Annotated in this window: 19 protein-coding genes; 9 read left to right on the top strand and 10 right to left on the bottom strand. The window is 69.1% G+C overall.

All coding sequences use genetic code 11. The features are described from left to right. Nucleotides 1-53: 53 nt before the first annotated feature. Both SLW52_RS00965 and xerD read right to left on the bottom strand, forming a co-directional pair. Nucleotides 54-2,249 (bottom strand): hypothetical protein, encoded by a 2,196-nt coding sequence (locus tag SLW52_RS00965; RefSeq protein WP_320739639.1) that lies wholly within the window; start codon nucleotides 2,247-2,249, stop codon nucleotides 54-56. A 63-nt stretch (nucleotides 2,250-2,312) separates the two neighbouring features. Next, nucleotides 2,313-3,287 carry a site-specific tyrosine recombinase XerD gene (xerD, locus tag SLW52_RS00960; protein WP_320739640.1) on the bottom strand — a complete coding sequence of 325 codons (975 nt, stop codon included), beginning with the start codon at nucleotides 3,285-3,287 and terminating at the stop codon, nucleotides 2,313-2,315. A 201-nt stretch (nucleotides 3,288-3,488) separates the two neighbouring features. Between xerD and SLW52_RS00955 the strand changes: the two genes are divergently transcribed. After that, complete coding sequence (locus SLW52_RS00955; protein ID WP_295936648.1) at nucleotides 3,489-3,965, top strand: RDD family protein; 477 nt, start codon at nucleotides 3,489-3,491, stop codon at nucleotides 3,963-3,965. Nucleotides 3,966-4,363: 398 nt separating this feature from the next. Here SLW52_RS00955 and SLW52_RS00950 read toward each other — a convergent pair whose 3' ends face one another. From SLW52_RS00950 to lptF, 3 genes are all read right to left on the bottom strand, one after another. Next, entirely contained in the window at nucleotides 4,364-5,053 is a 690-nt protein-coding gene (locus SLW52_RS00950) for a class I SAM-dependent methyltransferase (protein ID WP_279362465.1), read from the bottom strand. A gap of 107 nt (nucleotides 5,054-5,160) precedes the next feature. After that, nucleotides 5,161-6,267: an LPS export ABC transporter permease LptG gene (lptG, locus tag SLW52_RS00945; protein ID WP_017916644.1), complete on the bottom strand. Its 1,107-nt coding sequence runs from the start codon at nucleotides 6,265-6,267 to the stop codon at nucleotides 5,161-5,163. Next, nucleotides 6,264-7,349, bottom strand: coding sequence for an LPS export ABC transporter permease LptF (lptF, locus tag SLW52_RS00940; RefSeq protein WP_267108102.1), 1,086 nt, complete (start codon nucleotides 7,347-7,349; stop codon nucleotides 6,264-6,266). Before lptF ends, lptG begins: the two co-directional genes overlap by 4 nt. 107 nt (nucleotides 7,350-7,456) lie before the next feature. On the opposite strand from lptF, the gene SLW52_RS00935 reads away from it, so the two are divergent. The 3 genes from SLW52_RS00935 (at nucleotide 7,457) to SLW52_RS00925 (ending at nucleotide 12,494) form a co-directional block, all read left to right on the top strand. Next, entirely contained in the window at nucleotides 7,457-8,938 is a 1,482-nt protein-coding gene (locus SLW52_RS00935) for a leucyl aminopeptidase (protein ID WP_320739641.1), read from the top strand. A 111-nt stretch (nucleotides 8,939-9,049) separates the two neighbouring features. Further along, a complete protein-coding gene (locus SLW52_RS00930) occupies nucleotides 9,050-9,475 on the top strand; it encodes a DNA polymerase III subunit chi (RefSeq protein WP_320739737.1) in 426 nt (141 codons plus the stop codon). Between the two features lie 115 nt (nucleotides 9,476-9,590). Continuing rightward, the gene (locus SLW52_RS00925; RefSeq protein WP_320739643.1) at nucleotides 9,591-12,494 is read left to right on the top strand and encodes a valine--tRNA ligase; all 2,904 of its coding nucleotides are present in this window, start codon (nucleotides 9,591-9,593) and stop codon (nucleotides 12,492-12,494) included. A 447-nt stretch (nucleotides 12,495-12,941) separates the two neighbouring features. Here SLW52_RS00925 and SLW52_RS00920 read toward each other — a convergent pair whose 3' ends face one another. The 4 genes from SLW52_RS00920 to pssA all read right to left on the bottom strand — a co-directional run bounded on the left by SLW52_RS00920 (nucleotide 12,942) and on the right by pssA (nucleotide 16,465). Continuing rightward, entirely contained in the window at nucleotides 12,942-14,096 is a 1,155-nt protein-coding gene (locus SLW52_RS00920) for a pectate lyase (protein ID WP_320739644.1), read from the bottom strand. Between the two features lie 616 nt (nucleotides 14,097-14,712). Next, a complete protein-coding gene (gene rimI, locus SLW52_RS00915) occupies nucleotides 14,713-15,201 on the bottom strand; it encodes a ribosomal protein S18-alanine N-acetyltransferase (RefSeq protein ID WP_010343574.1) in 489 nt (162 codons plus the stop codon). Further along, entirely contained in the window at nucleotides 15,198-15,674 is a 477-nt protein-coding gene (locus tag SLW52_RS00910) for an alanine acetyltransferase (protein WP_295936750.1), read from the bottom strand. Before SLW52_RS00910 ends, rimI begins: the two co-directional genes overlap by 4 nt. Nucleotides 15,675-15,688: 14 nt before the next feature. Then, entirely contained in the window at nucleotides 15,689-16,465 is a 777-nt protein-coding gene (pssA, locus tag SLW52_RS00905) for a CDP-diacylglycerol--serine O-phosphatidyltransferase (RefSeq protein ID WP_017913906.1), read from the bottom strand. Nucleotides 16,466-16,542: 77 nt separating this feature from the next. Between pssA and SLW52_RS00900 the strand changes: the two genes are divergently transcribed. The 3 genes from SLW52_RS00900 to SLW52_RS00890 all read left to right on the top strand — a co-directional run bounded on the left by SLW52_RS00900 (nucleotide 16,543) and on the right by SLW52_RS00890 (nucleotide 19,442). Further along, entirely contained in the window at nucleotides 16,543-16,935 is a 393-nt protein-coding gene (locus tag SLW52_RS00900; protein WP_295936663.1) for a DUF4124 domain-containing protein, read from the top strand. A 100-nt stretch (nucleotides 16,936-17,035) separates the two neighbouring features. Then, nucleotides 17,036-18,730 (top strand): proline--tRNA ligase, encoded by a 1,695-nt coding sequence (locus tag SLW52_RS00895; RefSeq protein WP_295936665.1) that lies wholly within the window; start codon nucleotides 17,036-17,038, stop codon nucleotides 18,728-18,730. A 250-nt stretch (nucleotides 18,731-18,980) separates the two neighbouring features. Further along, a complete protein-coding gene (locus SLW52_RS00890) occupies nucleotides 18,981-19,442 on the top strand; it encodes an H-NS histone family protein (RefSeq protein ID WP_017907458.1) in 462 nt (153 codons plus the stop codon). 59 nt (nucleotides 19,443-19,501) lie between these two features. On the opposite strand, the gene SLW52_RS00885 is transcribed toward SLW52_RS00890, so the two are convergent. Then, entirely contained in the window at nucleotides 19,502-20,761 is a 1,260-nt protein-coding gene (locus SLW52_RS00885) for a threonine/serine exporter family protein (RefSeq protein WP_043093281.1), read from the bottom strand. A gap of 100 nt (nucleotides 20,762-20,861) precedes the next feature. On the opposite strand from SLW52_RS00885, the gene SLW52_RS00880 reads away from it, so the two are divergent. Beyond that, nucleotides 20,862-21,974 (top strand): ABC transporter permease, encoded by a 1,113-nt coding sequence (locus SLW52_RS00880; protein WP_010340194.1) that lies wholly within the window; start codon nucleotides 20,862-20,864, stop codon nucleotides 21,972-21,974. A gap of 81 nt (nucleotides 21,975-22,055) precedes the next feature. Beyond that, the gene (locus SLW52_RS00875; protein ID WP_320739645.1) at nucleotides 22,056-22,877 is read left to right on the top strand and encodes an ABC transporter ATP-binding protein; all 822 of its coding nucleotides are present in this window, start codon (nucleotides 22,056-22,058) and stop codon (nucleotides 22,875-22,877) included. Nucleotides 22,878-22,881: the final 4 nt, after the last annotated feature.

Here is a 22,881-nt window from a genome sequence, read left to right as displayed (position 1 = left end):
GCTCGATGTAGACAGGCTGAGCGGGGGGCACGCCGTCGCAGCAAGGGCGCGGATCAATATTTCGCGTGCTCCGGATAGCCGCCCGCACCCGCCGGATCGCGCAGCGCCAGTGGCAACGACCAGCGCAGCAGGCCGCCATCGGTCAAGGCCCAGAGCGTGGCGCCGTCCCACGAAAACGCCAGTGCGTTCAGCGAACCGCGCGCCGGCGAGGCCAAGCGCAGCGGTGTCTGCGCGGCGGCGATCTGCCACAGCGCCAGCTGCGGTCCGGCCGCGGCGGGGGCATCGCTGCCCAGCGCCAGCAGCCGGCCGTGCGCCGAACGGGCCACCGCCTTCAGCGCGTCGGCGCACCCCAGCAAGGCCGACAGGCGCACGCGGCCGTCGTCCATATCCAGCACGTGCATACCGACGAAGCGCGCTTCGGGCTGCGCCTTCGACGCGCCGGACGGCGCGAACTGCGGCGTCCCGGTGCCGTGGTCGGCCAGCATCAGCACGAAGCCGCTGGCGATCCAGCGACCCTGCAGCGATCCCAACGGGGTGGGCACCCACTGTGCCACGCCGGAGGCGTCGGCCGGATCGGGGCGACCGAAACGCTGCGGCAACGCGAACGCGCGCAGGACACGCCCGCTGGTCGGATCGAGGGCGGCGATGCCCTGGGCATCCTCCACCCACAGCGCATGCGGGTCGCGCAGGCGCACCGGCCACAGCTGCGCATTGCCCTTCTTCGCCGCATCCATCAACGCCTGTCGCGGCGCGCCGAACACCGGCGCGAACGCCCAGGGTCCATCCGACGCCGGTACCGCGGCGGTCGGCGCATTCAGGATGAACCGACTGCTGCCGAACGCACCGCCACCGCCAGCGTAGCTGTGATCGAAATACACGGGGCGCTGCGCGGCATCCAGTTCCCAGCGCGCGTCGCCATCGCTGCCCTCGCCATCGACCCGGTAGCGACGCAGGCGCCGCGAGGCGACGTCATAGGCATACAGAACGGCGGACTCGCCAGCGGCGCCGGCCAGGAACCACACGCGGCTGCCCTGCGCATCGGGCATCAGCCGCTGCGCACCGCCCTCGCCCTGCCAGACCGTTTCCGTCTGCCAGCGCGTGCCGTCGTGATGCAGCCGCCACAGCCGGGTGCTGGCGCCCGTCCCGCCCGGCACCTGCATGCTGAGCAACAGGTCGCCGTCGGGCAGCGCCAGCAGATCGCGCGGGTAGCGGGCGCCGCTGTCCGCCGTGGCAAGTTCGCCGCCGAGCGCGTCCCAGGGCAGCGCCTCGAACGGCAACAGCGGCACGTCGTTGCGCGGCGGGACAAACGCGATGGCCGGCACCGCACGGGCGCGCTGCGGCGGCTGCGTCCATGCCAACGGCGACGCGGCCACACGCACCGGCTGCTGCGGCACGCTCGCGGCGAGCGCCTGGCGCACGGCCTGGAACAACACCGCCGGCACCACGCGCTGGCTCAACCGCGACGGCTGCGACGCACCGCCCAGCGGATTGAACTGGGTGATCTGCCTGATCACGCTGTAATCCGGATTGGCGTAGTTGTCGGTGCGCTCGATGCTCAGCGCGGTGGTCGCATGCCCCATGGCCGCGGTCATGTCGAAGACGCATACCCTCAGTTCCAGACGCCCGCTCATTCCCTGGCGTTCGCTGCGCGTGGCGCAGTATTCCGCATAGCGCGTCTCGCGGAACACAGCCAGTTCGGCGCGATCCTGTGGCGCCCAATCGCTGCGCTCGCGCGCCTGTTGCAGGCGCGTGCGCGCCTCCTCCTCAGTCAGCGCGCCCTGCTCCACCGCCGCCTGCAGCATCGGCTGCGCGAAGCGCTCGGCCAGCGCCGCGCGCAGGTCCTGGCGGCGTGACAGCAGGACCCGGCCCCAATCGTCGGGCAGATACGACAGCGGCAAGGTCTCGTTGCGTTCCTGGATGCCCCCCTGCGCCTGCACGACGCCACGTACCGCGGCCTGCACCTGGGCATACGGCGCTGCGATCAGCAGATGCGCAGCCGTGGCCGGCTCGCGCTGCCCGCCCGGCAGCGTCCAGAACAGCAGATCCTCGTGGCGACGCACCGCCGGTGCCTGCGCCTCCAGCGCCGTGCCGGCAGCCGCGATCTGCCACGCGCTGTCGCCAGGCTCGGCCGCCGGCATGGCGGACGGCTGCACCGGCCCGGCCGCGAACGCGCTGCCGAGCGCGAGCAGCAGCAGGCCGGCACAAGCTCGTTTTGGCGCATGGGAAACGCGATGTCGCAACTCGCTCATGGACGCACTCGATGGAAGGAAAAGGATGCCATCGCCGGCGGCAGCGGCAGCTGCAGTTGCCGCTCAGCCACGCGGATGATGCTTGCGGTGCAGGCTCTGCAGGTGCTCGCGCGCCACCAGCGTGTAGATCTGGGTGGTGGACAGGGAACTGTGGCCGAGCAGCATCTGCAGCGCCCGCAGGTCAGCGCCGCGGTTGAGCAGATGCGTGGCGAAGCTGTGGCGCAGGCCGTGCGGGCTGATCCGCACCGGATCGATCCCGGCCACCGCCGCATAGCGCTTCACCAACACCCAGAACTGCTGGCGGGTCAGCGCGCGGCGCGCGGCGTCGATGAACAGCGGCACCACGCCATCGCTGGCCGGCACCGCCTGCCCCGCCGCCAGCGCGGGGCGGGCGCTGTCCAGATAGCGCTGCAGCCAGTGCTGCGACTCCTCGCCCAACGGCACCAGCCGCTCCTTGCTGCCCTTGCCGGTAACCCGCAGCACGCCCTGGCGCAGATTGACCGCGTTGGCCGGCAGGTTGACCAGCTCGCTGACGCGCAAGCCGGCGGCGTACATCAACTCAAGCATGGCGCGGTCGCGCAAGCCTGCCGGCGCGGTCGCGTCCGGCGCCGCCAGCAGCGCATCGATCTGGCTTTCGGCCAGTGCCTTGGGCAGCGAACGCGGCAGCCGCGGCGGCTCCAGCAGCGCGGTCGGATCGTCGCTGCGCTCGCCGCGGCGCACGCGCAGCGCGAAGAACGCGCGCATCGACGACAGCCAGCGGGCGTTGCTGCGCGGCGAATAGCCCAGCTCGGTACGCCATGCCAGGTAATCGAACAGCGCCTGTCGATCGGCACCGGCCAACCCGCCGCCGGCACCGTCGCGCCAACGCGCGAAGCCCTCTAGGTCGCGGCGGTAGCTGTCCAGGCTCTGCCGCGCCAACCCCTGCTCGGCCCAGGCCGCATCCAGGAACTGCTGGATCGCCAGCGCATCGGCCTCGCGCAGCGGCGCGAGCCGTTGCGTCTGCTGGCGGCGTTCGGCGGGGGAATGCAGGGTAGGCATGGCGGGGAGGATACGGGAGAAGCTGGACACGGGACCCGGGACCCGGGACCCGGGACCCGGGACCCGGGAAAGCCTAGTCGCTTATGGGGGGCGCAAGGTCGATGTGGCCGGGTAACGGGCGCCGGGATGGCATGCGCGCGCGGTGCGGCCGCGGCACGCCCGGTCCACCTCAAAGCGTGCGACTGGCTCTAAGCTGTGTCGATGAGCGCACCGCCTCCCGCTTCCGCCCCCCGTCCACGCGCGCTGCTGCTGTGGCGGCTGCTGGCGCTGTTCTACGACGCCTGGCCAGTGCTGGCGCTGTGGTTCGTGGTCTCGGCGCTGTTCACCCTCGGCTACACGCTGGAGGGCCATGCGCCGCGCGAGAACATCGCTCCGTTCAGCGCCCTGCAGTGGCTGCTGTGGCTGTGCTGCTGGGTGGTGGCCGGCCTGTACGCGACGCTGAGCTGGCGTCGTGGCGGCCAGACCCTGGGCATGCGTCCGTGGCGCCTGCGCCTGCACGGCGTCGACGGCAACGCGCCAGGCTGGGGCGCGCTGTGGCGGCGCTATCTGGTCGGCACGGTATCGTTGCTGCTGGGCGGGCTGGGGTTCTGGTGGGCGCTTTTTGATCGGGAGCGGTTGACTTGGCACGACAGGGCCAGCGGCACCTATCTCACGCGATTGCCGAAAGCTAAGCCCTGACCGCGGCAAATGGGCGCGCGGCGGCGCGCCAACCACTCCTGCCACACCGGGACCACTGCGGCGCGGCACGACCGTGCCAGCCGCACCTGTTTAACGCGATTACCAAGAGCCAAGCCCTGACCGCAGCGCACGGGCGCGCGGCGGCGCGCCAACCACTCCTGCCACATCGGGACCACTGCGGCGCGGCACGACCGTGCCAGCGGCACTCGCCTGACCCGGCTACCGAAAACAAAGCCCTGACGTCAGCACAGGATATAGCTGCACCTCAACGAGTGCGCCTATCCGCAGCGGCGCGGCAATGACGCACCGCTGTCGCACACCATCGCCCTCGCGCACGATCCAACGCGAGAACACGGCGCGCCGCGCCACCGCCAACGCGTTGGCGCGGCGGAGCGGGATTAGACCTTGGTCTGCCCGGTTACGACCCGCTCGATGACCGCCAGCCTGACCCTGTCTTCGGGCGAGTCGCTGAGGTTCAGGAATCCCTCGACGCCATGCTTGGTGCCATTGCGGAAGTCCTGGAACGTGTCCAGGATCCGGGTCGGGTAGCGCTCGAGGTGCTGCGCATCTTTCAGGAAGACGGTGACGCAGTCGTTCCATTGGTCCAGATGCTGGTTGCTGACATAGGACTCGAGCAGCACCGCATCGATCTTGTTCCACTTCGCCCAGGTGACCAGCGCCTGGCCGGCATCCGGATAGAAGCGCCAGCAATCGACCGGATACCGATGGAAGTCACCGTTCGACGGCGTATTCAGATAACACAGGCCGCCCGGCTTCAGCACCCGCAGGATCTCCAGGAACACCACCCAGAACATTTCCGAATGTTCGAGGCAACTGCTCGACACCACCATGTCGATGGACGCATCGTCGAACGGAAGCGAATACGGCGAATCCAGCACGACATCGACGCCGTCGCCGCTCGCGAAATCCACACCGATGTACTCGAACGGCTCCGGCGTGACCTGGCGCAGGGTACCGTTGAAATTTCTGGATCCGATCTCGACGACCTTGACGCTCGATTGGCTTTTGAATGGCTCGGAGTAAGCGTCAAAGAAACGCTGGCCATTACTCATTGCAGTGGGATGCATCGAAAACCCTTCCAATTGGCAAATACAACGATTTCAGACTTCATCGAGCCGACGGGCGACGCCGTTCGAAAGAGCGCCAGTGCCGGAAACCGCATGCACAACGCGCGCTAACTGCTGCGTTTGCGGAACAGCAACCAGGACACGGTGAGCATCACCAGCGGCGGCAAGGCGTAGGCGATGCGGTAGTCGAACTTCAGGGCGCCGGCCATGCGGCCGAAGAACAGCTGCAGCAGCCAGAACACCAGGGCGAACAGGATGCCCAGGAACAGGCGCTTGCCCATGCCGCCGCTGCGCAGCGCGCCGAACGCGAACGGGATCGCGGCGAAGCACAGCGCCAGCACATTCAGCGGATAGAACCAGCGGCTCCAGTACTGGTCCTCGTAGTCGCGCGCGTCCAGGCCATTGCGGCGGCGGTACTCGATGCTGGTGTGCAAGTCGCGCGCCGACAGGTTGCGCGGCTTGGCCAGGCCCGAAGCCAGCGCCGCCGCGTCCAACTGCGATTGCCACGGCAGGCTGTCGAACTTCTCGCGCTGCACCGAGCGTTCGGCGAAGGTGTCGCGGTAGGCCTGCTTGAGCGTCCAGCCGTTGTGCCGGTGCTCGGCGATGGCGGCATGGGTCAGCGACGCCAGCCGGCCGCTCTCGTCCAGCGTGTACAGGCGCACGTCGCGCAGCTCCAGCCAGGTGCCGCCGCCGTCCTCCAGGTGCTCTTCGCCGGCCTGGGCATTGAGGAAGGTGTTGCCCTCGCGCGCCCACAGCCCGGAATAGCGCGCCATGCTCATGTCGCCGTTGTACTTGGCGTTGGCCTTGATCGCGTCGGCCTGGTTCTGCGCCCATGGCGCCAGGGTCTCGCCGTTGACCACCATGACCACGGTCAGCACGGCCATGGTCGAGGCCGCGGCCAGGCTCAGCCGGCGCCGCGACAGACCCAGCGCGCGCAGCGCGGTCAGTTCGGAGGTGGCCGCAAGCTGGCCCAGGCCCATCAGCACGCCGATCACCGCGCCGGTGGGGAACAGGGTGTAGGCGCGGCGCGGCACCGTGTAGGCCACGAACGCGGCGGCATGGCCCAGGCTGTAGCTGCCGGTGCCGATGACCTTGAACTCGTTGGACAGGGCCATGATCACGTCCAGGCCCAGCAGCACCGCCCAGGTCAGCAGCACCGTGCCGAGCACGGCGCGGCCCACGTACACATCGTGCAGGTTCGGACGCAGCCTCATGCCGGCTGCCTCCGCGGCCGCGACAGCCGGCCATCGCGCAGGTACATCCACACCGCCAGCGTCAGCAACGGCAGCGTCAGCCACCACAGGCCGAGCGCGCGCGGCAGCTTCTCGGTGCTCAGCCACTGGGTGCCGAGGAACATCAGGTTGGTGCCGACCAGGTAGGCCAGGAACGCCAGCATGATCCGGCCATAGCGCTGCTGCCGCGGCGAGCTGCGCGACAGCGGCAGGGTCAACAGCGCGAAGGCCAGCGCCAGCAGCGGCGGCGCCAGGCGCGCATGCAGCTGCGCATTGGCCTGCGGGCGCGGATCGCCGATCAGCTTGGCGGTGGGCAGCAATTCGGGGTCATCGTCCTTGCGCGCGGCGTTGCGGTCTGGCAGCGCCACGTCGTTGCTGACGAAACGCATCATCCGGTAGTCCAGCCCGTCGCCGGCCAGCGGGCCCTCGACCCGGTAGCCGTCCTCCAGGCGCAGGTAGCGGTCGGCCTTGCCTTCGAAGAACATGGCGCCGCGCTGCGCGGTGACCACGTCCAGGCGGCCGTCCTTCTGCCGCTGCATGAACACCTTGCTGAGCTTGGTGCCGTCCCCGGACAGGGTGCTGATATAGACGATGCCGCCGTCGGACAGCGGGGTGAAGCGCCCGGCCTCCAGCCCGGCCATCAGCAGGCTGTGGTTGGCCTCGTCGATCAGCCGGTCGGAGGTACGGTCGGCCCAGGGGCCCAGCCACAGCGAGCACATGCCGACCAGGGCCACCACCGGGATCACCAGCATCAGGATCGGCCGCAGCAGGCGCCGCGGACCCACGCCGATGGCGGTGATCACCGCCATTTCCGAGTCGCGGTACAGCCGCGCCAGCGCCAGCAGCAGGCCCAGCATCAGCGCCAGCGGCAGGATCAGCGGCAGGTACACCACGAACTGCAGGCCCAGCTGTGAAAACAACAACTTGGCCGGGATGCGGCCATCGGCGATGTTGCCCAGGATGTCCACCAGCACACCACCGACGCTGACCACCAGCAGCACGATCAGGGTGGCCGAGAAGCTCTGGACGAAATCGCGCAGCAGGTATCGATCGAGCTTCGGCATGGGGGTGGGTTGATTTAAACTCTCGGATTCGTTCGCGGCTGCCCCAGCCTATCCGACTGGGGGTAAAGAGTCCGCGATTGTACGGATTTGCCAACGGAATCTGATCAATGGCCCTGGAATTCACCCTGAACCACGACGCCCCGGCCACCGCGGCGTTCGACTGCATCGTCGTCGGCGTGTTCGCCGACAAGCGCCTGTCCCCGGCCGCCCAGGCCCTGGACGCGGCCAGCGGCGGACGCCTGACCGCGCTGGCCGAGCGCGGCGACGTCAGCGGCAAGACCGGCGCCACCGCCATGCTCCACGACCTGCCCGGCGTGCAGGCGCCGCGCGTGCTGACGGTGGGCCTGGGCGACGCCGCCAAGTTCGGCGTGCCGCAGTACCTGAAGGCGGTCGGCGACGCCGCGCGCGCCCTCAAGAGCGGGCCGGCGGCCAGCGCGCTGCTGACCCTGAGCGAGCTGGAGGTCAAGGGCCGCGACCAGGCCTGGGCGATCCGCCAGGCGGTGATCGCCAGCGACCACGCCTGCTACCGCTACACCGCCACCCTCGGCAAGAAGAAGCCCGACGACAGCGGCCTCGCCCGCCTGGCCGTGCACGGCGACGACACCAACGCGCTGGCCCAGGGCGAGGCGATCGCCGCCGGCGTGAAATTCGCCCGCGAACTGGGCAACCTGCCGCCGAACCTGTGCACCCCGGCCTACCTGGCCGAGACCGCCGCCGCCTTCGCCCGGGGCGTGGACGGCGCCGAGGCCGAGATCCTCGACGAGACGCAGATGCAGGAACTGGGCATGGGCTCGCTGCTGGCGGTGGCGCGCGGCTCGGCCAACCGCCCGCGCCTGCTGGTGCTGAAGTGGCATGGCGGCGGCGACGCCCAGCCCTACGTGCTGGTCGGCAAGGGCATCACCTTCGACACCGGCGGCGTCAACCTGAAGACCCAGGGCGGCATCGAGGAGATGAAGTACGACATGTGCGGCGGCGCCAACGTCATCGGCACCTTCGTCGCCGCCGCGACCGCGCGCCTGCCGCTGAACCTGGTGGTGGTGGTGCCGGCGGTGGAGAACGCGATCGACGGCAACGCCTATCGCCCGTCGGACGTGATCACCAGCATGTCCGGCAAGACCATCGAGGTCGGCAACACCGACGCCGAGGGCCGCCTGATCCTGTGCGACGCGCTGACCTACGCCGAACGCTTCAAGCCGGCGGCGCTGATCGACGTGGCCACCCTCACCGGCGCCTGCATGGTCGCCCTCGGCCACCAGACCGCCGGCCTGATGAGCAAGCACGACGACCTGGCCGCCGAACTGCTGGCCGCCGGCGAGCACGTGTTCGACCGTGCCTGGCGCCTGCCGCTGTGGGACGAGTATCAGGGCCTGCTGGATTCCAGCTTCGCCGACGTCTACAACATCGGCGGCCGCTGGGCCGGCGCGATCACCGCCGGCTGCTTCCTGTCGCGCTTCACCGAAGGCCAACGCTGGGCGCACCTGGACATCGCCGGCGTCGCCAGCGACGAAGGCAAGCGCGGCATGGCCACCGGCCGCCCGGTGGGCTTGCTGTCGCAGTGGTTGCTCGACCGCGTTGCGGCCGGGAATTGAGAACCGGGAATCGGGAATCGTGAAAAGCGCCCTGTCTGACCCAACCGGAGGCGGCGCACGCGCCGCCACCCGCTGTTCCCATTCCCTATTCCCCATTCCCCACTCCCAGTCCTGATGCGCGCCGACTTCTACCTGATCGCCAAGCCGCGGTTCCTCAACGAACCGCTGCGGCTGGTGTGCGAGCTGGCGCGCAAGGCCAACGACGCCAACCTGTGGACGCTGGTGCTGGCGCGCGACATGGCCCAGGCCGAGGAGCTGGACGAGTTGCTGTGGGCGTTCGATGCCGACGCCTACATCCCGCACCAGATCGCCAACGCCGATGCCGACGAGGAAGAGGCGCAGGTGCTGATCGTCCCACCCGGCGTCGACGCGCCGCAGCGGCCGCTGGTGATCAACCTGCGCGATGCGCCCTACCTGGGCGCCTGCGACCGCGTGCTGGAAGTGGTCCCGGCCGACCCATCCGCGCGCGACCCGCTGCGCGAGCGCTGGAAGCAGTACAAGGCCCAGGGCTACGCGGTCAGCAAGCACGATATGTGATGAAGCGGAGAATCGGGAATGGAGAATCGGGAATCGTTTCTCCAAGCGCCGCATTGAGGCGGTCCCTGCTCTGCGCTCCATCGATTCCCCATTCCCGATTCCCGATTCCCAGCCCATGACCACCCTCGCCTCCAGCTACGATCCCACCTCCTTCGAATCGCGCCTGTACGCGCAATGGGAAGCGTCCGGTTACTTCGCGCCGTCCGGGAAAGGCACGCCGTACACCGTGCTGCTGCCGCCGCCGAACGTGACCGGCACGCTGCACATGGGCCACGCCTTCCAGCAGACGCTGATGGATGCGCTGGTGCGCTACCACCGCATGCGCGGCTTCGACACGCTGTGGCAGGTCGGCAGCGACCACGCCGGCATCGCCACCGAGATGGTGGTGTCGCGCAACCTGACCCTGGAAGGCAAGGGCGAGACCCGCGATTCGCTGGGCCGCGACGGCTTCATCGCCAAGGTCTGGGAGTGGAAGCAGCACTCCGGCGACACCATCGAGCGGCAGATGCGCCGCCTCGGCACCTCGGCCGACTGGTCGCGCAGCACCTTCACCATGGATCCGCAGCCGTCGGCGGCGGTGATCGAGGCCTTCGTGCGCTGGCACGAACAGGGCCTGATCTACCGCGGCCAGCGCCTGGTCAACTGGGACCCGGTGCTGAAGACCGCGATCTCCGACCTGGAAGTGGAGAACGTCGAGGAAGACGGCTTCCTGTGGTCGATCGCCTACACGCTGGACGACGGCGCCAGCTACGAACACGTCGAGCACGACGCCGACGGCAACGAGACCCTGCGCGAGACCCGCGACTACCTGGTGGTCGCCACCACCCGCCCGGAGACCCTGCTCGGCGATACCGCGGTGATGGTGCACCCGGAGGATGCGCGCTACGCGCACCTGATCGGCAAGACGGTGACGCTGCCGCTGACCGGCCGCCGCGTGCCGGTGATCGGCGACGACTACGTCGATCGCGCGTTCGGCACCGGCGTGGTCAAGGTGACGCCGGCGCACGACTTCAACGACTACCAGGTCGGCGTGCGGCATGGGTTGCCGATGATCAACCTGTTCACGCAGACCGCCGCGCTCAACGACAGCGTCCCGGAAAAATACCGCGGTCTGGACCGCTTCGACGCGCGCAAGGTCGTGCTGGCCGACCTCGAAGACCTCGGCATCCTGGTCGAGACCAAGCCGCACAAGCTGCAGGTGCCGCGCGGCGACCGCACCGGCCAGGTGATCGAGCCGTACCTCACCGACCAGTGGTTCGTGAAGATGGATGCGCTGGCCAAGCGCGGCCTGGAACTGGTCGAGTCCGGGCAGATCCAGTTCGTGCCGCCGAACTGGATCAACACCTATCGCCACTGGATGGAGAACATCCAGGACTGGTGCATCAGCCGCCAGCTGTGGTGGGGCCATCGCATTCCGGCCTGGTTCGACGACACGGGCAAGTACTACGTCGGCCGCGACGAGGCCGACGCGCGTGCCAAGGCCGGCCTCGGCGCCGACGTCGCCCTGCACCAGGACAGCGACGTGCTGGAAACCTGGTTCTCCTCGCAGCTGTGGCCGTTCTCGACCATGGGCTGGCCGGATCCGCAGGCGATGGCCGAGCGCGGCTTCGACCGCTACCTGCCGTCGAGCGTGCTGGTCACCGGCTTCGACATCATCTTCTTCTGGGTGGCGCGCATGATCATGGCCACCGACAGCTTCACCGGCAAGGTGCCGTTCCGCCACGTCTACATCACCGGCCTGATCCGCGACGGGCAAGGCCAGAAGATGTCCAAGTCCAAGGGCAACGTGCTCGATCCGCTGGACATCATCGACGGCATCGACATCGAGGCCCTGGTCGCCAAGCGCACCACCGGACTGATGAAGCCGCAGGACGCCCCCAAGATCGAGAAGGCCACCCGCAAGGAATTCCCGAACGGCATCATCGCCCACGGCGCCGACGCGCTGCGCTTCACCATCGCCGCGCTGGCCGGCCACGGCCGCGAGATCAAGTTCGACCTGGGCCGCGCCGAGGGCTACAAGAACTTCTGCAACAAGCTGTGGAATGCCAGCCGGTTCGTGCTGATGAACACGCGCCAGGAAGATGTGGACGCAGCGACCATCACGAACGCGTCGCCACGCGCCCAGGTGGCGAACCACGCGGACACCGCTTCGAATGCCAGTTCAGCCTCGCTTGCACCGGTCACCGATGCCGAGAAGTGGATCCTGCTGCGCCTGCAGGCGGTCACGGCCGAGGCGCAGGCGCAGTTCGCCGCGTACCGTTTCGACCTGCTGGCGCAGTGCCTGTACGAATTCGCCTGGAACGAGTTCTGCGACTGGTTCCTGGAGCTGGCCAAGCCGGCGCTGAGCGGCGACGATGCGGCGGCCGCCGACAGCACCCGCCACACCCTGCTGCACGTGCTGGAAACCCTGCTGCGCCTGCTGCACCCGCTGACCCCGTTCCTCACCGAGGAGCTGTGGCAGCAGGTGGCGCCGCGCCTGGGCATCGCCGCACCTACCATTTCGCTGCAGCCGTACCCGGAGGCGGCGGCGATGGACGTGGCCGCCTACGCCGGCGCCGCGGCCGACGTGGAATGGCTGAAGGCGATGGTGTCGGCGCTGCGCCGCGTGCGCAGCGAACTGCAGGTGGCGCCGTCGCGGCAGGTGCCGCTGCTGCTGCAGGGCGGCCAGGCAGAAGACCGCGCGCGAATCGAACGTTTCGCCGCGCAGCTGCGCTTCCTGCTCAAGCTGGAGTCCATCCAGTGGCTGGACGACGGCGCGCCGTCGCCGGCCGCGGCCACCGCGATCGTCGGCGAACTGACGCTGCTGGTGCCGCTGGAAGGCCTGGTCGACCTGGATGCCGAACGCCTGCGCCTGGACAAGGAGATCGCCCGTGTCGCGTCCGAGAAGGACAAGAGCGAGGCCAAGCTGGGCAAGTTCACCGACAAGGTGCCGCCCGCGGTAGTCGAGCAGGAACGCCAGCGCCTGGCCGACTGGAGCGCGCAACTCGACGGTCTGCGCGCGCAGCGCGCCAAGCTGTAGCGCGAGCGATTGGGCCGCCTCCGCCCATCACGGCGGTGGCGGAGGCATCATCATGCAGTATCGCGCGTCTGACGAATGCGCGATGTGGGAGGGACTTCAGTCCCGACGCGCTGCACCATCAGACGGCAAGCAATGCTGTCTGTCGTGGCCGAAGCCGCTCCTGCAGCGGGTCCCCGTCGTTATTGGATCCGCTCTGGAGTCGCTCCCACAGAAATTCTCGGCGAGTTGTTTGGTGCACTGGTGGAAGGACTTAGCCCAGACTGCTATCGAAGCCGGTGGCGATCTGCACTTCGCTCGTCGCGACTGAAGTCGCTCCCTCAGTTGGCTCCCACAACGCACCTGCGACGAGCGCGGCCAACGTTAAAAGCCGCTCTGCGCCCGACCACTGGCATTCCACGCAACACGCACACCGCCGCCCGGCCTTCCAGGCGGCGGCGTAGCGATCCCTCAGAGCTTCCCGGCGCCGGCCTTGGCCTTGACGTCCGCCGCCACCTTGTTCGCCGGCAGCAGCGAATAGGTGTACGGCGGGGTCCAGCCGATGTTGTTGTTCCACGAGCAGGTCAGCGCCTGGCCGTTGAGCAGCGAGCCGAAATCGCGGTAGACGCTGCCGCCGTAGTCGGCCGCGATCTTGTCGCAGCTGCTCACGCCGCTGATGTCGAAGACGTTGTTCTCGGAGAAGATCTTCGATTCCTTGCCGACGCCGTGCGCGTAGGAGAACGGATACACCGAATTGCTGGTGCTGCCCACGTGGTAGTTGTTGTACAGGTGCACCTGGCCGAAGCGCACCCGCGGCGCGCGCGCGGAGATGTTCTCGAACAGGGTGTTGTGGATGGTCACCTTGAGCTTGCCGCTGTCGGTGCTGGAGGCGCTGTCGCTGGAGCCGATCAGGTTGTTCTTCTCGTGCGACTTGAACACCGAGTACGACACGGTGACGTAGTTGGCGCCTTTCTTGATGTCCAGCGCGCCGTCGTGGTGCTGCTTGGGGCGGCCGTTGGCGGTGCCGTTCTGGTCGTCGGTGCGGCGGCCGTCGGTGAAGGTCACGTGGTCCACCCACACGTTGCTGGCGCCCTCGATGGTCATGCCGTCGTATTCGGAGTTCCAGTTGCCGGCGCTGCCGTCGTTCGGATCCCACACCGGTTGCGGATCCCATGGATTCTCGATGGTCAGGTTGCGCACGATCACGTCGTTGGCCTTGACGTAGAAGTAGCCCTCGCGGATCTCGGCGTTGCTGCCGACGCCGATCAGCGTGGTCTTGGTGGGCACATCCAGGCGCGCGCGGCTCTTCATGTCCGCGGTGGTGCTGTACGGCGTGCCTTCGCTGATGTCGATGATGCCGTTGACCTTGATGATGCGGCCGTTGCTGCCGGCACTGGCCTTCAGCGCGGCCTTCAGCTGTGCCGCGGTGCTGACGCTGTAGACGTCGGCCGCGGCGGCCTTGGAACCGCCCTTGGTGCCGCCGTTCTGCGTGGCCCAGCCGGTGCTGGCGACCTCCAGGCTGGCGTCGGCATGGGCGGCGCCGGCCAGGCCGGCCAGGCACAGGGCCAGGCCGAACGTGCGCAGCGACGAGCGTGGCGATGAAGCGATGAGGGACTGCGTGGTCATCCTGGAAACCTCGTGAGCGTGCGTGGTTTGGACGCAGGCGCGCGCGCTCCGCAGCAGCGGAATGCACGGCGACGCCTGCGCGATCGCTGTCCCCTCGGACAACTGCGGGTCATGCCTTCGTGGGAGGCAGGCGCCGAAGAGGCGCGCACTGTAGGCAGCGCGCGGCACGTGTAAAGAGGCGTTGGAGAAACGCGCGATCCAACCGCACAATGTGTGAACCACGTCGCACGAATCGCCTGCGCGCGCCAGGGCGCCGCGGCACCATCGCTGCGGGACAACAACGCTGTCCCACCGACAGAAGGCGACATTGCGGAAGCCGCCTGCGACAGCGCAAAAACACCGAAAGCCGCAAACGGCAGGTGGCAGCCGCCGGGCCTCGCCCATCGACACGCAGCACGCAGGTGCGATTGCCACAACGAACACTGCCGGCGCCACCGCCGACCGCCTGCAGCGGCATCGCCAGGATCAGGTTGGGGGACGCATGCGGCGAAGTGCCGCCGCGCCGGGCGGGAGTAGGCCGGTATCACCTACCCCGGCGCTTGCGCCACCGCCTTCCGCATCCAGGCGGCGGCACTCGAACGAAACCGCACGCCGCCCGCGGCGGACGCGCAGGAGCTCAGGACATGCCGTCGAAGAACAGCTCGATCGCCATCACCAGCGCGTCCTCGCGGCCGTTCGCGGCCGGGTAGTAGCGCGGGCGCCGGCCGATCTCGTTGAAGCCTTCGCTGTGATACAGGGCGATCGCATTGGGATTGGACGGCCGCACTTCCAGGAACACCCGTCGCGCGCCGAGATCGACGCCGTACTTGATCAGCGCGCGCAGCAGCAGCCGGCCGTAGCCGCGCGATTGCCGCTCCGGCGCCACGCAGACGTTGAGGATATGCGCCTCGTCGGCGGCGACGCTGATCACCCCATAGCCGACGATCGTGCCCTCCTCCACCAGCACCCAGCCCGGGTAACCGGCCTGCAGGCAGTCGCGGAAGATGCCGCGGGTCCAGGGGAACGGATAGGCGCGGCGCTCGATCTCCATCACCGCGTCCAGGTCGGCCTCGCGCAGGGCGCGCAGCGTGGCCGGCGGCGCCGACGCCGAGCCGAGCGCGCTCATCGCGGCGCCCGCTTGCGCAGCGCGCGCAGCTGCGGCCACAGCGCGCGCTTGGCCGCGGCGTTGCCGCGCAGTTCGTCCAGCGGCCAGGTCGCCATCAGCGCCTGCGTGGCCGGATCGTTGGGATTGAGGCCGGAAGCGCGCAGCAAGGCGATCTGCAGGCGGTCGGGCAGGCGCAGGCCGACCCGGCGCGCACCTGCCGCGGGCGCCGCACGCGGCGCGTCCGGCTGCACCGCCGGTGCCGGGGGCGCAGGTGCGCGACGCCGCTCCGGTGCGTCGCCGGCCGGCATGTCGGCGGCATGGCCGCCACGCGGCGGCGCCGATGCCGATGGCGCGCGCTGCACCGGCGTCGCCGGCTCGGTCGCCGGCGACGGGACGGGCTCGGGCTCGACCACGGCCGCGGCATCCACATACACGGTGTGACCCAGCGCCTGCAGCCAGCCGACCTGTTCGGCCGACCACAACGGCGCATGCATGGACGCGGGCTCGCTCATGCCGCGTCCGGCACCTTGCGCCAGCGCCGCCACAGCCACAGGCACGGCCCGGACAGCGCGTACAGCACGCCGATCGCCAGCAGCGCCCGCGCCAGGTCGATCACCAGCACCGCCAGCACGATCGGCGCCAGCACCAGCATCAGGAACGGCACCCGGTCGGTGCGCGGGCCCTTCTCGCCACTGCCCTTGAAGCTCCAGAAGCGGATGCGGCTGACCATCAGCAGCGCCGCGGTCACGGTCAGACCCAGCGCCACGTAGCGCAGCTGTTCGCCGTCCCAGCCCAGCGAGCCGTCGGCGAAGGACCACACGAAGGCCATCATCAGCCCGGCCGCGGCCGGGCTGGCCAGGCCCACGAACCAGCGCTTGTCGACCGTGCCGACCTGGGTGTTGAAGCGGGCCAGGCGCAGCGCGGCGCAGGCCGCGTACAGGAACGCCGCCGACCAGCCGACCCGGCCCAGCATGCTGCCGTCGAACTTCAGCGCCGACAGCGACCAGTGGTACATCACCAGCGCCGGCGCCATGCCGAAGCTGACCAGGTCGGCCAGCGAGTCGTACTGCACGCCGAATTCGCTGCTGGTGCCGGTCAGCCGCGCCACGCGCCCGTCCAGCCCGTCCATCACCGCAGCCACGAACACCGCCACGCTGGCGTGCACGAACTGGCCGTTGGCGGCGGCGATGATGGCGTAGAAACCGGAGAACAGGCCGGCGGTGGTGAACAGGTTCGGCAGCAGGTAGATGGTGCGCGAACGGGGGGGCGGTCGGGATGGGTCCATCCCGCCAGTCTAATCGACTTGCCAGGCCCGTCGGCGGGTGCTGCAATCGGCGCTCCCGCCGCGCCCTGGAGACCGAGATGCGCGCCCTGCCCCGGTTTTGCTGCCTGCCCCTGCTCGCCGTCAGCGGCATGCTCGGCGCCACCACCCTGTACCAATGGAAGGACGCGCAGGGCGTCACCCACTATGCCGAGACCCCGCCCCCCGGCGGCAAGTACCAGGTGCGCAAGGTCGACACCCATGGCGATGCCCCGACCGAGACGCCCGAGGCGGCCCCGGCCGAGAACGCCAAGTGCCTGACCGCGCGCAAGAACCTGGACATCCTCGACAAGCCCGGCAAGATCACCACCGACAGCGATGGCGACGGCAAGCCGGACGGGGAACTGGACGAATCCCAGCGCGGCGCGCAGAAAGCCCTGGCCGAGGCCGCGATCAAGGCCTACTGCTCCCCGGCCGCCGTACCCGCAAAGTAAGCCGAACGCGCCCCGAACGCGCGCGGCCGGCCGCGGGCGATGCCCGCAGCGCCGGCAATGACTGGCAAAATGGGCGACCCGCCGTCTGCGAAGCCCCTCGATGCGCCTTTCCCAGTTCCACCTGCACACCACCAAGGAAACCCCGGCCGACGCCGAACTGGTCAGCCACCAGCTGATGCTGCGCGCGGGCATGATCCGCAAGCTCGCCTCCGGCCTGTACACCTGGTCGCCGCTGGGCCTGCGCGTGCTGCGCAAGGTGGAAGCGGTGGTGCGCGAGGAAATGAACCGCGCCGGCGCGGTGGAAGTGCTGTTCCCGACCATCCAGCCGCGCGAGCTGTGGGACGCCACCGGGCGCTGGAGCAAGTTCGGCGGACTGATGCTGCGCATGCAGGACCGCAAGGAACAGGACTATTGCTACAGCCCGACCGCCGAAGAGGCCGCCGCCGACTTCGCGCGACAGGAGCTGAGCAGCTACAAGCAGCTGCCGGTCAACTTCTACCAGATCCAGACCAAGTTCCGCGACGAGATCCGCCCGCGCTTCGGGGTGATGCGCGCGCGCGAGTTCCTGATGAAGGACGCCTACTCGTTCCACATCAGCGACGAGGACCTGGCGCGCGAGTACGAGAACATGAAGGCGGCCTACACCCGCATCTTCACCCGCCTGGGGCTGCAGTTCCGCGCGGTGCAGGCCGATTCCGGCGACATCGGCGGCGACGCCTCGCAGGAGTTCCATGTGCTGGCCGCCTCCGGCGAGGATTCGCTGGCGTTCTCCACCGGTTCGGACTACGCGGCCAACGTCGAGGCCGCGATCGCCGCGCCGCCGGCCCCGCGCCCGGCGGTGAGCGAGGAACTGCGCAAGGTCGCCACGCCCACCCAGAAGACCTGCGAGGCGGTGGCCGAGCTGCTCGGCCTGCCGCTGCAGCGCACGGTCAAGTCGGTCGCGGTGATGGCCGGCGAGACCTTCGTGCTGGCGCTGGTGCGCGGCGATCACACGGTCAACGAGATCAAGCTGGGCAAGGTCGCCGGCCTGGCCGGCTACCGCATGGCCAGCGAGGCCGAGATCCTCGCGCATCTGGGCAGCGAGCCGGGCTTCCTCGGCCCGCTGGGCCCGCGCCAGCCGATCCGCGTGGTCGCCGATCGCGACGTGGCGGCGCTGGCCGACTTCGTCGTCGGCGCCAACGAACGCGGCTTCCACCTGGCAGGGGTCAACTGGGGCCGCGACCTGCCGGAACCGGACGCCGTCGCCGACCTGCGCAACGTGGTCGAGGGCGAGCGCGCCCACGACGGCGGCGAGATCCGCCTGGCCCGCGGTATCGAGGTCGGCCATGTGTTCCAGCTCGGCCGCCAGTACGCGCAGGCGCTGGACGCCACCGTGGTGGACGAGAACGGCAAGACCGTGACGCTGGCGATGGGCTGCTACGGCATCGGCATTTCCCGCATCGTCGCTGCGGCGATCGAGCAGAACCACGACGACGCCGGCATCCGCTGGCCGCAGCCGATGGCGCCGTGGACGGTGGCGGTGTGCGTGATCAATCCCAAGCGCGACCCGGCGGTCGACGCCGCCGGCGAGGCATTGCTGTCGGAGCTGCAGCAAACCGGGCTGGATGCCGTGCTGGACGACCGCGGCCTGCGCCCCGGCGCGATGTTCGCCGATATCGAATTGATCGGCGTTCCGCACCGGGTGGTGGTCTCGGAGCGGGGCCTGGCCGCCGGCACCTTCGAATATCGCGCGCGCAGCGGCGGCGATGCCGAACACCTGGATCGAAGCGCCTTGCTGGCACGCCTGCAGGCGTGACGAAAGGGGCCGGGGGGATATCCCGGCCCTTTTTCTTTACGCGGCCGTCACGCCTTATGAGGGAAACCAGAGCGGTCTGTTTTCAATTGATTACGGCCGCCTGGGATCCATAAGGACATATTCCCACGGCATTGCGACCGGAAATACCCGCCGCGAATAAGCAGGGTATTTGTCAATCCGATAAAGCATCATTATGATCCTGCGCTAGCCAGGGAATGGCGGAAGCCACCACCCATTTTCCGGAGTAAAGATGACCATCGATCTCAGTGGCCTGTCGGCCAAGCAGTTGGGCGCCCTCATCAAGACCGCCAAGAAGCAGCAGTCCATCGTCGCCAAGCGCACCCCTATCGCCAAGGTCCGCACCCAGCTGGCGCGCCTGGCCAAGAGCCACGGCTACAGCATCGAGGAAGTCTTCGGCGGCGCCCCCGCCGCGCGCGGTCGCAAGGCCGGCAAGCCGGGTCCGAAGCCGGGCCGCAAACTGGGCAAGGTTCCGCCGAAATACCGCAATCCCGCCAATGCCGCCGAAACCTGGACCGGCCGCGGCAAGCAGCCGCGCTGGCTGGCCGATCTGGTCGCCAAGGGCAAGAAGGTCGACGATTTCCTGATCGCCGGCGGCGCCGCCAAATCCGCCGCGCCGGCCAAGAAGACCGCCAAGAAGGCGGTCAAGCGCGTCGCCAAGAAGGCCAGCAAGAGCGCTGCGCCGAAGGCCTGATCCGCCACGGCAACCGCAGTCGAAACGCCGGCGCATGCCGGCGTTTTTTTATACCGCATTCAAAGGTTCTTGCGCGCCGGCACCAACAGATTGCCGAACAGCAGGCCGGCGACCAGCGCCATCACGATATTGGTCACCGTCAGCAGCGCCGATTGCCCGCCGAGCACGTCCTGTTGCTGGACCAGGGTCAACAGCCCGCGCAAGCTGGCACTCCCGGGCACCAGCATGATGATGCCGGGCAACCGGACCAGCGCGCCCGGCCGGTGCACGATGCGTCCGAACAGATTGCCGGCCGCGGTCAATACCATCGCCGACAGGAAGATGCCGACCGGGCTGCCCCAGGCGTCGCCGGCGAAGCGCGCGATCGCGTAGCCGGCCACCGATGCCGCCATCACGAACGGATAATCGCGCAGGCTGGCCTTGAACAGCAGTGCGAACGCGTAGGCGGCCACCAGCAGCGAGGCCCATTCCACCCAGCCGTGCTGCGGCCGCGACGCCCGCACCATCGGCTCCAGGCCGAGCAGTTGCGCCAGGGTCACCGCGATCACCGCGCCGACGGTCAGCTTGACGATGGTGGTGACCGCGCCAGCGAAGCGCGCCGTGCCCGAGACCCAGTGCTGGCTGGTGAGTTCGTTGACCGCATTGGTCAGCGCCATACCCGGCAGCAGCACCACCAGCGAGGCGATGATCACCGTATTGAGATTCAGCGGCGCCACGAAACTGGCCACCAGGGTCGCGACGAAACCGGCCAGCAAGGCCGCCAGCGCGTCGTTGGCTTCTTTGGTGGCCGGGCGTTTGTCGGTGAGCTGGGTGAGCACGCCGATCAGCAGGCCGATGGCGGTGGCGGTGGCGATGTCCAGCCACGGCAGGCGCCACAACCCGGCCACGCCGGCCGCGGCCAGACCGAAGCCGAGCACCTGCATCGCCATCCAGCGCCGCCCCGGCGGCTGGTCCAACTGGCGCAGCGCGGTATGACCCTGGGCCACGCTCATGCGCCCGCTGGCCACGTCGTCGGCGATGCGGTCGGCGACGCTGAGCTTGTGCAGGTCGTTGTCGCCGGGCGCCAGCCGCACCACGCGGGTGATGTCGCTGGAGCCGATCGCCTTGGTCGGGTCGCTGAAGCTGAGGATCAGTCCGGTCGGGTTGGACCACGGTTCGCAGTCCAGGTCCAACTGCTGCGCCAGCGCCACCACCGCCGCCTCCAGCCGCTGCGCGGTGGTGCCGTAGGTGTGCAGTCGCCCGGCGATGTCGGAGACGAAGGCGATGCGCTGCGCGTAGGTCGCGTTGGCGGAGGGACTGACGGTGGGAGCGGCGGGCATGTCGGCTAGTATGGCGCGAACGCCGCGCCCGGCCACCCCGTCGCGATCACCACATCTGCAACACGGGCGAAACAGGTATGCTCGCGCACCGGACGCCCCCATGATCGAACCGCAACCGCCCAAACTCAGCCAGGACGACCGAGACCCCTCGCGGGTGCGGCTGACCGGCAGTTGGACCCTGGCCACGGCCCTGGCGTCCTCGGAAGTCCTGCGCGGCATGCCGGCCGGCACCACCGGCATCGACGCCAGCGGCATCGGCCAGCTGGATTCGGCCGGGGTGCTGCAACTGATGCGCTACGCCACCCGCAACGGCATCGCCCACGAGGCGCTGGATTTCCGCCAGGACCACCGCGCGCTGGTCTCGACCATCGAGGACGTGGCCGACGACCGCCCCAAGCGCAAGCGCGACTACGGCTTCGCCGCGGCGCTGGAACGCCTGGGCTACGCGGTGCACCGCAACGGCAAGGAAATCGTCGCCCTGGTCGGCTTCCTCGGCGAGACCCTGGTCAAGCTGCTGCGGCTGCTGCACGCGCCGCGCCGGTTCCGCCTGACCGCCACCGTGCACCACATGGAGCAGGTCGGCCTGGACGCGGTGCCGCTGGTGGCGCTGCTGTCGTATCTGGTCGGCGCGGTGATCGCCTTCCTCGGCTCCACGATCCTGCGCGACTTCGGCGCCGAGATCTACGTGGTGGAACTGGTCAGCATCGCCTTCCTGCGCGAGTTCGCGGTGCTGCTGACCGCGATCGTGCTGGCCGGGCGCACGGCCAGCGCGTTCACCGCGCAGATCGGCGCGATGAAGGCGCGCGAAGAGGTCGACGCGATCCAGACCCTGGGCCTGGACCCGATGGATCTGCTGGTGATCCCGCGGCTGGTGGCGCTGCTGCTGATGCTGCCGCTGCTGACCTTCGTGGCGATGATCGCCGGCCTGGCTGGCGGCGTCACCGTCGGCGCCTTCGACCTGGGCATCCCGCCGCAGATGTACCTGGCGCGCATGCACGACACCATCCAGATCCGGCACATGCTGGTGGGCCTGTCCAAGGCGCCGATCTTCGCCATCGTGATCGGCTTGATCGGCTGCCTGGAGGGACTGCGCGTGGAAGGCACCGCCCAGTCCGTCGGCGAGCGCACCACCTCCAGCGTGGTGCAGACGATCTCGCTGGTGATCATCATCGACGCGATCGCCGCGCTGTGGTTCATGAACATGGGGTGGTGACGTGAAGCCGGGAATCGGGAGTGGGAAATCGGGAATGGGAAAAGCTGGCGGCGTCCGCGACGCTGGCCAGGAGTGCACGCTTTGACCATTCCCGATTCCCCAATCCCGAATCCCGAGCAAGAACTGGCCATCTCCGTGCGCGGCCTGGTCAATCGCTTCGGCAGCCAGACCGTGCACGAGGAGCTGGACCTGGACGTGCGCCGCGGCGAGATCCTCGGCGTGGTCGGCGGCTCGGGTACCGGCAAGTCGGTGCTGATGCGCACCATCCTCGGCCTGCGCGACCCCGATGCCGGCAAGATCCAGGTGCTGGGCGTGGATACCGATTCCGGGCGCCGCGCCGATCGCCTGCATGTGGAGCGCAACACCGGCGTGCTGTTCCAGGACGGCGCGCTGTTCTCCTCGCTGACCGTCGGCGAGAACGTGCAGGTGCCGCTGAAGGAGCATTTCGGCGAACTGCCCGACAGCTGGCACTACGAGCTGGCGCTGCTGAAGGTGAAGCTGGCCGGCCTGCCCGCCGACGCGCTGAACAAGCTGCCCTCGCAGCTGTCCGGCGGCATGCGCAAGCGCGCCGGGCTGGCGCGCGCGCTGGCGCTGGATCCGCCCCTGTTGTTCCTGGACGAACCCACCGCCGGGCTGGACCCGATCGGCGCGGCCGCTTTCGACCGGCTGATCCGTACCCTGCAGGAAGCGCTGGGCCTGACCGTGTTCCTCATCACCCACGATCTGGACACCTTGTACGCTATCTGCGACCGCGTGGCGGTGCTGGCCGACCGCAAGGTCATCGCCAACGCGCCGCTGGCCGAGATCGAGCAAGTGGACCATCCGTGGATCCAAGAGTATTTCCACGGCCCGCGCGCCCGCGCCGCGCGCGATGCCAAGACCGCCTGGACCGAGACCCCCTGAGCCC

The organism is Xanthomonas sp. LF02-5 (assembly GCF_034105325.1).
Lineage (GTDB): Bacteria > Pseudomonadota > Gammaproteobacteria > Xanthomonadales > Xanthomonadaceae > Xanthomonas_A > Xanthomonas_A sontii.
Note: the sequence above shows the minus strand (reverse complement) of the source record. Positions and strands in the feature narration are given on the sequence as shown.